The organism is Streptomyces sp. NPDC057743, from assembly GCF_042798755.1.
GTDB lineage: Bacteria > Actinomycetota > Actinomycetes > Streptomycetales > Streptomycetaceae > Streptomyces.
In genome coordinates this window covers 18,814-27,809 of record NZ_JBHVJX010000062.1, presented here as the reverse complement: position 1 = coordinate 27,809, position 8,996 = coordinate 18,814, and the positions used below count along the sequence as shown (strand labels likewise).

The following is an 8,996-nucleotide window of genomic DNA, read 5'->3' as shown; positions in this document are numbered from 1 at the left end:
AGCATCGTGACCCACTCCACGAGTGCATGTGGCAGGTCCAGTGCGCAAGGATAGGTAACCAACGAGGCCCTCTGGATGAAGAGTTGGGACGTGAGGCATCCCGCTCAACAGTCCGAGAGCCTCGCCTGTTACGGGCCACCAACCATCCCCCGATCAGTGGCCGAGTTGAAGAAGTTCATTCTTTTGGAGTCTGGGTCAGTGGCAGGGGTGTGCAGAAGGCATGGCCGGCGGAGACGAGGGTGACGTGATGGTGCCAGCCGTTCCAGGTGCGGCCTCCAAAGCTCGGTGGCGGGCCACTCTGCCAGCAGCCAGCAGACAGGTGGTTCCGGGCAGTCCATGGCCTTGCGGATCACGCGTCCAGCAGGCCGGACCCGCAGTGCCATGAACCGCGAGTACACGCGCCTGAAACCGCTGCGACCGGTGCCGGGACGGGAGCCCTCCCGCCACCGCGCGGGCCGGGCGGCCTGTTTCCCGGCCGCGATGACCAGCTCTCTCACGCATCTTGGGCGCCTTGGGGATACGCAGACTGGGGTGGGCTCCCGCGGTCGACGTGGGACGGGGTGTGCGGCCGTGCGTCGTGTGGTGGATGTGCAGTGACGGTGGTCGAGCTGCCCACCACGTAGTGCAGACCGTGCGCTTCCAGGTCGAGCCGGAAGGCTGCGGTGTCGCCGTCGGCCACGGCGAGGGGGCCGCAACGCTCCCAGGGCTAGGTCTCGTCGCCCATGCCCAAGGCCAGTTGCCACTTCTCGACATGGCCCACTTCCGGTGGGATGCCGCGCCGGGCCGATCGGCCTGCGGCTGGGCTGGATCCCCGCTCTTGGGAGGAACAAGCGCCAATCGATCGCCGCCAAGGCCGTGTCCGAGGCCAGGTGCAAAGACACGCCCGCCTGACAGCTGGTCACCAAGCAGTCACATGATCGTCCGGACATGACTTGGCCCGTACGCTAGGAGCAGCGCGGCGTGGCCGGCCAGGAAGAAGACCGCGGCGGTGCCGAGCGGCAGCAGTGGGAACAGGCCCGAGTTCGAGCTGGAGAGGTAGGGGAAGGCATCGCTGACGGTGGTGAGGCCGAGCAGCGCGGTGCACAGCGTCATAGCAGAGCCAGTGAGATCATCGCGTCCCGGGGCGGGGTGTGCAGCCCCTTGCCGGCCCGGTCCATGGCCAACACGGCGCCGATCGCCGGCAGGCCCCGAGGGAACAGCAGCAGCGGCTTGCACCCCGCCGACAGGTCGTACCCGACCCCGGCGGCCACCTTGTCTCGGCACTCGCCGCCGTCCGGGAGGTGGCCCCCAGCGAGCCGGCGCAGTGCCCCCGTCGTTGAGGCCGTCCAACAGTCCGAAGCCGAGCGCAGCGAAGACGTACAGCGGGAGGAGCACGTTGCCCATCTCCGCGGAGACGTCGGTGATCAGGCTGACCGCGCCGAGCGCCAGCACCGCGCTGGGCACGGCGGCGCTACGGGGCCGGGTGCCGGGTCGGCGGACGGGAGTCCGCGTGGTGCACCGGCGTCAGTTCCAGATGCCGGTGATGTCGGCCGCCGCGGCGGCGTTGCCGGCGTGGGTGGTGAGTCCGGCCAGGTCCTCCACCGTGCGCAGGACGTTGTAGTGGTTGTAGGTGGTGCCGGTGGTGCTGCCGGGGGCCACGTGCGCGCCGTAGAAGAGCGTCGGGATGCGGTTGCCGGACTGCCCGTCGTCCTCGTCGAAGGTGACGGCGAGGATGCTGTTGTGGCTCTTGGCCCACTCCGCGTAGCCGGCGAGGTTCTCCTTGAGCCAGCCGTCGCCGGTGGCCACCGAGCAGTCGTGCATGTCGTTGCACAGGTCAGGGATGACGAACGAGACCTTCGGCAGGGTGGCGTAGTCCGACGGGAACTGGTCGAAGGTCTGCGCGGTGTCGGTCGGCACGTTGCCGAAGCCGAACCACGGGTTGTGCTTTTGCGCGTACCGCCCGCTGCTGCACACCGTCGACCCCTGTTCCGGCAGGCCCTCGTTGTAGCTGGCCCAGCTCTTGCCGGCGGCGATCAGCTCGGAGGCCAGGTTGGGCGCGGTCATCGAACCGACCGGGACGCAACTGTCGTCGGTGCGCCCCTGCTTGGAGCCGGAGAACAGCATGTAGTAGTTGGGCTCGCTGGGGTGGGTCAGGGCGTGCGACTGGGTCAGGTCGGCGCCGCCCGCCTTGAGGGAGTTCAGATAGGGGGCGTCGGAACTGCCGATGACCTCGTCGTAGGCGTGGTTCTCCAGTACCACCACGACCACGTGGTCGGGGGCCGGGAGCCCGGTGGTCCCTGCGCTCGCGGTGGCGCCGGTGGTGGCCCACAACCCGAGCGAGGCGGCGGCCAGCGCGACGAGGGAACGCCGGGTGCGCTTGCGCGCGTTGACTGCGGTCATGACTGTCCTCCGGACGGAAGCGACGGGCGTACGACGACGGGCGTGCGGGGGAGGGGCGCGGTAACCCTAGAAGCCGCCGCACGGATTCGGCCGCGTCCGGAGGGTGAAGAACAGGCGAACGCCTGGAACTGGGTGGGGAGTTCGGACCGCCCAGGTGCCGGAGCCCTCCAGAGCCCGGGCGGTCCGTCGCATGTGCCGGGGCGTCAGACCCCGGTCCGTGGCGCCGCGGGGGTGTCGCCGTGCGCCGCGTGCAGGTACAGCAGCAGGGTGTCGACGGTGAAGTACGAGCTGTACGAGATGTCCGGGGTGTCCCCGCCGGTGTGGTAGCCGCCGATCACGCCGATCACGGCGTAGCCGTGGGAGTCCCGTACCAGGAACGGCCCTCCGGAGGTGCCGCCGACGTAGCCGGCGCAGGGGATCTCCAGGAAGTCGCCGGGGGCGGCCGGGTCGGTGCTGGTGTAGCGGTGGGTGGACGAGGAGCAGTCCAGCGGCTCGGGGTAGTGGGCGTCGTCGCTGCCGGGGTAGCCGACGAGCCGGACCCGGGGGTGGTCGTAGCCGGGGTAGGCGAGCAGGTCGAAGCCGCCGGTCACTTGCTGGACGCGGGCGCCGTCCTCGCGGGGGCCGACCTTGACGACCGCGTAGTCCCAGCGGGCGCCGCCGTCCGTGCCGAGGTCGTAGTAGTGCTGGTCGAGGTAGATCCGTTGGACCGGGTAGATGCCGTGCGGCTTGTGGCCGTCGTGGTACTGCGGCACGAAGGAGAGGTACTTCTTCGGGTCGGGGGAGCGCAGGCAGTGCCCGGCGGTGAGCACGAGGTCGCGGTGCGGGCTGCGCAGCACCGTTCCGCCGCAGAACCGGCCGGTGTTGGTGCCGTCCGTCCAGAAGAACGTGCCCACTTGGGGCAGTCCCTGGAAGGGGTGACTGGGCGGCACCGGCGGGGCGGTCGCCGTCGCCGGGGCCAACGCGCCCTTGTCCACCACGGGTTCGGCGGCCTCCATGCGGTGCGCGGTCCAGTACGCGTCGACGTCGGAGGCCGGGTCGCCGGCGGCGTGCGCGGGCGGCGCCGGCACCGCGAGCAGCGCCAGCACGAGCACGAACAGGGCGGCGAGCGGCACGGGAGCGGGGCGCCCGCGGGCGGCCAGGGGTCTGCCCATGGTCGGTTTCCTTTCGGGGGGAGACGACGTGCACGACGGGATGCGGTCGGGGCCGTGCGGTCCGGGTGCGGTGCCGGGGTGGGGGACACCGGCTCACCGCCCGGCGGTCGCGGTGAAAGGGGCCCGCCCGCCCAATCGGACGCGGCCCAGGCCGACATGGTCGTACGGTGTCGGCCGGCTGACCAGAGGGGGCGTCATCCGTTCTCCGTGGCGCCCCCGCCCGTTTGCCCGGCCGTGTCGTCGAGTTCCGCCAGGATGCGCTCCCGGTCCTCGTCCAGGGCCGGGATGCGGTCCATCCGGGGCTCCCGGCCGGCGACGGTGACCGGCGGCAGCAGCGCCCGGAGCGGGCCGACGGGGGAGTCCACGGTGCGCCAGCGGTCCCGGGCGGCGAGCTGCGGATGGTTGGTGAACTCCGCGACGTCCCGCAGCCGTCCGTGGGCGATCCGGGCGCCGGCCAGCCGCCGTTCGATCTCCTCGGCCGGCAGCGCGCCGAACGACTCCTCGATCCGCTCCCGCAGCGCCGCCCGGTTGGCGACCCGCGCCGAGTTCCGGGCGAACCGCGGGTCGGTCGCCAACTCCGGCCGCCGCAGCACCTCCTCGCAGAACGCCCGCCACTCCCGCTCGTTCTGGACGCCGAGGAAGATCCGGGTGCCGTCCGCCGCCGGGTACGGCCCGTAGGGGGCGATCGCGGCGTGCTCGGCGCCGGAGCGGGGCGGGGTGCTGCCCCCGTAGCGGGTGAAGTAGGTCGGATAGCCCATCCATTCGCCCAGCGCCTCCAGCATCGACACCTCGAACGCGCCGCCCCGGCCGGTCCGTTCGCGCTCGTAGAGGGCGGTCAGGATGCCGCTGTAGGCGTACGTCCCGGCGGCGATGTCGGCCACCGGGATGCCGATCTTGGCCGGTTCCCGCTCGGTGCCGGTCAGCGACATCGCCCCGGCCTCGCACTGCACCAGCAGGTCGTACGCCTTCTCCTGCTCGTAGGGGCCGCCGGTCCCGTAGCCGGAGATGCCGCACACCACCAGCCGGGGGTGTGCCGCCAGCAACTCCCCGGCGGACAGGCCCAGTCGGTCGGCGGCGCCCGGCGCGAGGTTCTGCACGAAGACGTCGGCGCGGGCGATCAGCCGCCGCAGCACCGCCGCGTCCCCGGGGCTCTTGGCGTCCAGCGCGATCGACTCCTTGTTGCGGTTGAGCCAGACGAAGTGGCTGGACATCCCGTGCACCGTCTCGTCGTAGCCGCGGGCGAAGTCGCCGGTCCCGGGGCGCTCCACCTTGATGACCCGGGCGCCGAGGTCGGCGAGTTGACGGGTGGCGAAGGGCGCCGCGACGGCCTGTTCGAGCGCGACCACGGTGATGCCGTCCAGGGGGAGAGGGGGCATGATCGGACCTTTCTTCAAAAGACGGGGCTGGCGCGGCCGGTGGGGGTACCTATGTGCGCGTGGATCCGACCGACGGATCCCCGGATCCGGCAGGGATCCGGTGGCACCCCCACGCATCCGCAGGAGTCACCATGACAGCCGACCGGCACGGGCACGCCATGACCGACACCGGCGCCGAGGCCCTCGGCCACTACGAACAGGCCCTGGACGACCTGCTGTTCTTCCGTCCCAGGATCGAGGAGACCAGCAAGGCGTTGCTGGCCGCCGCGCCCCGCTCGCCCGTTGGGCACGCGCTCGCCGCCTACTTGGGCGTGCTGGGCACCGAGGAGCAGGCCGCCGCGGCCGCCCGGGAGACCTTCACCGCCTTCCGCGCCGACCTCGACACCGACCGCCTCACCCCGCGCGAGCGGATGCATCTGGCCGCCGCCGGCGCCTGGTTGGACGGCGACTACCGCACCGCCGGCCGGGTCCTCGGCGAGATCGCCGTCGCCCACCCCCGCGACCTGCTGGCCCTCTTCGCCGGCCACCACCACGACTTCCTCACCGGCGACGCGCTGCGGCTGCGCGACCGGATCGGCGGCGCGCTCGACGCCTGGGACGAGGACGATCCGCACTACGGCCCGCTGCTCGGCATGTACACCTTCGGCCTGGAGGAGAACGGCCACTACGAACACGCCGAACAGACCGGCCTGGCCGCCCTGGAGCGGCATCCGCATGACGTCTGGGGCATCCACGGCGTCGCGCACACCTACGAGATGCGCGGCCGGTTCCTCGACGGCGCGCGCTTCCTGGACGCCCGCGCCGACTCCTGGTCCGAGGGCACCCTGCTCACCGTCCACAACTGGTGGCACTACGCCCTCTACACCCTGGAGACCGGCGACACCGCCCGCGTCCTGGAGATCTACGACGCCGCGGTACACCACGCGGACTCCGGCGATGTGGCCATGGAACTCATCGACGCCGCGGCCCTGTTGTGGCGGCTGTACCTCGCCGGCGACGACCAGGGCACCCGCTGGACGGCCGTCGCCGACGCCTGGGAGCGCCGGGACGACGGCCCGCACTACGCCTTCAATGACGCCCACGCGGTGATGGCGTACGTCGGCGCGGGCCGCCTGGCGCGGGCCGAGCACCTCATCGCGGACCGCGAGCGCTGGCTGGCGGCCACTCCGGCCGGCCCCGCGCCCGCCAACCGCGCGATGACCGCCGACGTCGGCCTGCCCGTCTGCCGGGCCCTGCTCGCCTACGGCCGGCGGGACTTCGCCGCCGCCACCGACCTGCTGCTGCCGATCCGGCACCGGCTGAACGACTTCGGCGGCAGCCACGCCCAGCGCGACGCGGTCCAGCGCACCCTGGTCGAGGCCGCGCTCCGGGCCGACCGGCACGCACTGGCCGGCACCCTGCTCAGCGAGCGCAACCGGCTCCGCCCGATCTGCCCCTACAACTGGTCGGCCAAGGCCCGGTTGGCGGAGCGGGTGGGCGACCCGGAGCGCGCGGCGGCGGCCCGGGAGCGGGCGCGCGTCCAGGCGGCCGGCAGGGTGGGCACGGTCTGAGGCGTGCCGGGGCGGCTCAACTCAGCAGTTGCTCCGCCCAGATCACCTTGCCGTCGGTGGTGTAGCGGGTGCCCCAGCGGTGGGTGAACTGGGAGATCAGGAACAGGCCCCGGCCCCCCTCGTCGGTCGTCCGCGGATGCCGCAGGTACGGGGAGGTACTGGAGCCGTCGCACACCTCGCAGATCAGGGTGTGCTCCAGGATCAACCGCAGCCGGATCGGCCCCGACCCGTACCGGATCGCGTTGGTGACCAGCTCGCTGACCACCAGCTCGGTGGTGAACTCCAGCTCCGGCAGCTCCCATTCGGCCAGCTGCCGGGCGGCCATCTCGCGGGCGCGCCCCACCACGGCCGGGTCCGCCGCCAACTCCCAGGAGGCGAACCGGTCCGGGGCCAGACCGCGGGTCCGGGCCAGCAGCAGCGTGATGTCGTCGTGCTGCCGACGCGGCACCAGGGCGCCGATGACCGACTCGCACAGCGCGTCCAGCGACTCGTCCGGCGCGGCGAGTGCGTGCAGCAGCCGCTCCTTGGCCCATTCGCCCGGCCCGGGGCCCGCGCCGGCCAGCAGCCCGTCGGTGTAGAGCGCCAGCACGCTGTCCTCCTTGACGGCCACCTCGACGGCCTCGAACGGCAGCCCGCTGACGCCCAGTTGGGGGCCGACCGGCAACTCGGCGAAGGCGGCGGTGCCGTCGGGGGTGACGATGACCGGCGGCGGGTGTCCGGCGCTGGCCGCGGTGAAGCACCGGCCGACCGGGTCGTAGACCGCGTAGAGGCAACTGGTGCCCACCGCGCCGGCGTCCGCGCCCTGGCCGCCCTCCTCCGACACCCGGCCGACCAGGTCGTCGAGGTGGGCCAGCAGCTCCTCCGGGCGCAGGTCCAGGGCGGCCAGGGTCTGCACGGCGGTGCGCAGCCGCCCCATCGTGGCGATCGCGCCGATGCCGTGCCCGCGCACCTCGCCCACCACCAGCGCCAGCCGCGCCCCGGACAGCGGGATCACGTCGAACCAGTCGCCGCCCACGCCGGCCAGTTCGTCGGCGGGCCGGTAACGGGTGGCCAGCGACAGCGCGCTGTGGTCCAGCACGCCCTGCGGCAGCAGGCTGCGCTGGAGGGTGAGCGCCGCCTCCCGTTCCCGGGTGTAGCGGCGGGCGTTGTCCAGGCAGACCGCGGCCCGGGCCACGAACTCCTCGGCCAGCCGCAGGTCGTCGGGGCCGAACGGTTCGCCGCGCGCGCCGCGGAAGAAGCTGGTGACACCCATCGTCGTGCCGCGGGCCCGGATCGGGACCACCATCGCGGTGTGCAGGCCCTGTTCGCGCAGCGCCCGGCGCCGGCCGCCGGGCACGTCCGCGGCCCACTCCTGGCCGTGCGGGTCCAGCCACTCCATCCGCCACGGCTTGCCCTCGACCAGCGCCCGGATGGGCGGGGACCAGGAGTGGTACGACGCCAGGTCCCCTACGCCGACGACCGCCTCGGGGATGCCCGCCCGGGCGGACTGCTGGCCGCCGCGGCGCAGCGCGACCCGGTCCGCGTCGCCGGGCGGCCCGGTCAGCGGGTCGCCGCCCCGGATCACCGAGTCCAGCAGGTCGACGGTGACGAAGTCGGCGAGGTCGGGCACCGCGACGTCGGCGAGCTCCTGGGCGGTGCGCAGCACGTCCAGGCTCTGGCCGATGGCGGTGCCGGCCCGGTCCAGCAGGATCAGCCGCTGGCGGTTGCGGTACCGCTCGGTGATGTCGATGACGGTGTAGCAGACGCCGATGGGGCGGCCGTCGCCGTTGTCGAGCCGGACGAAGGACATCGCGTGGGCGCGTTCGTGGTGCGGCTCCGACTGGGGGCGGCCGATGTGCTCGTAGCCCAGGACCGGTTCGCCGCTCTCCAGGACCCGCCGCATCTGCGCCTCCAGCGCCTGTGCGTCCAGGCCCGGTTGGACCTCGGCCAGCCGCCGCCCGATCCGCTCCCGGGCCGGGCCGCCGCCGAACCGCTCCAGCGCCACGTTCGACCACACGAACCGCAGGTCGGTGTCGACCACGGCCATCCCGACCGGCGTCTGGAGCAGCAGTTGCTCCAGCACCGCCCGGCTCATCTCCCGCCCCGGGAAGACCGACGCCTGGGTGGCCACCGCCAGCCAGTGCGCGGTCCCCGTGCCGTCGACGGCCCGGGCCAACTGCACCGTGACCTCGACCGGTCCGCCGTCCTTGTGCCGGGCGGTGACGGTGCCGCTCCAGCCGCCCTGCGTCCGGCACTCCGCGGCGATCGCGGGCAGTCGCGCCGCGTCGTCGGGTGCCAGCAGGGCCGCGGCGGTCCGCCCCACCACGTCGGCGGCCGGGTGGCCCAGGAGCCGTTCGGCGCCCTCCGGCCAGCTCTCCACGCGGCCGCGGGCGTCGCACAGCACCAGGGCGGCACCGGCGAGGTCGAGCGGTGCCTGCCGTCGTGCGGGGCCGTGCTCCTCGAAGTCCACCATCTGAGCCGTTCCGTCTCTGCCGGACGAGCCGGGTGAATGTGTTATATGCGCTATTTACCCCATATGAGGCTACTGGCCCCTGGCCGTT

7 protein-coding genes are annotated in these 8,996 nt (G+C 73.0%); 1 reads left to right on the top strand and 6 read right to left on the bottom strand.

Features of this window, described 5'->3' with window-relative positions:
• Positions 1–909 precede the first annotated feature (909 nt).
• The 5 genes from ACFVFQ_RS36720 to ACFVFQ_RS36700 form a co-directional block, all read right to left on the bottom strand.
• Entirely contained in the window at positions 910–1,092 is a 183-nt protein-coding gene (locus ACFVFQ_RS36720) for a hypothetical protein (protein WP_383424735.1), read from the bottom strand.
• Positions 1,089–1,250 (bottom strand): hypothetical protein, encoded by a 162-nt coding sequence (locus ACFVFQ_RS36715; protein WP_383424732.1) that lies wholly within the window; start codon positions 1,248–1,250, stop codon positions 1,089–1,091. The genes ACFVFQ_RS36720 and ACFVFQ_RS36715 overlap by 4 nt, the downstream gene beginning before the upstream one ends.
• Positions 1,251–1,503: 253 nt before the next feature.
• Positions 1,504–2,379, bottom strand: coding sequence for an alkaline phosphatase family protein (locus tag ACFVFQ_RS36710; protein ID WP_383424729.1), 876 nt, complete (start codon positions 2,377–2,379; stop codon positions 1,504–1,506).
• 203 nt (positions 2,380–2,582) lie between these two features.
• Positions 2,583–3,530 carry a trypsin-like serine peptidase gene (locus tag ACFVFQ_RS36705; RefSeq protein ID WP_383424727.1) on the bottom strand — a complete coding sequence of 316 codons (948 nt, stop codon included), beginning with the start codon at positions 3,528–3,530 and terminating at the stop codon, positions 2,583–2,585.
• A gap of 194 nt (positions 3,531–3,724) precedes the next feature.
• Positions 3,725–4,906 (bottom strand): CaiB/BaiF CoA transferase family protein, encoded by a 1,182-nt coding sequence (locus ACFVFQ_RS36700; RefSeq protein ID WP_383424725.1) that lies wholly within the window; start codon positions 4,904–4,906, stop codon positions 3,725–3,727.
• Between the two features lie 131 nt (positions 4,907–5,037).
• Between ACFVFQ_RS36700 and ACFVFQ_RS36695 the strand changes: the two genes are divergently transcribed.
• Entirely contained in the window at positions 5,038–6,456 is a 1,419-nt protein-coding gene (locus ACFVFQ_RS36695; RefSeq protein WP_383424723.1) for a tetratricopeptide repeat protein, read from the top strand.
• 16 nt (positions 6,457–6,472) lie between these two features.
• Here the strand turns inward: ACFVFQ_RS36695 and ACFVFQ_RS36690 are convergent, their stop codons facing one another.
• Positions 6,473–8,908 carry a SpoIIE family protein phosphatase gene (locus tag ACFVFQ_RS36690; protein ID WP_383424721.1) on the bottom strand — a complete coding sequence of 812 codons (2,436 nt, stop codon included), beginning with the start codon at positions 8,906–8,908 and terminating at the stop codon, positions 6,473–6,475.
• Positions 8,909–8,996 lie beyond the last annotated feature (88 nt).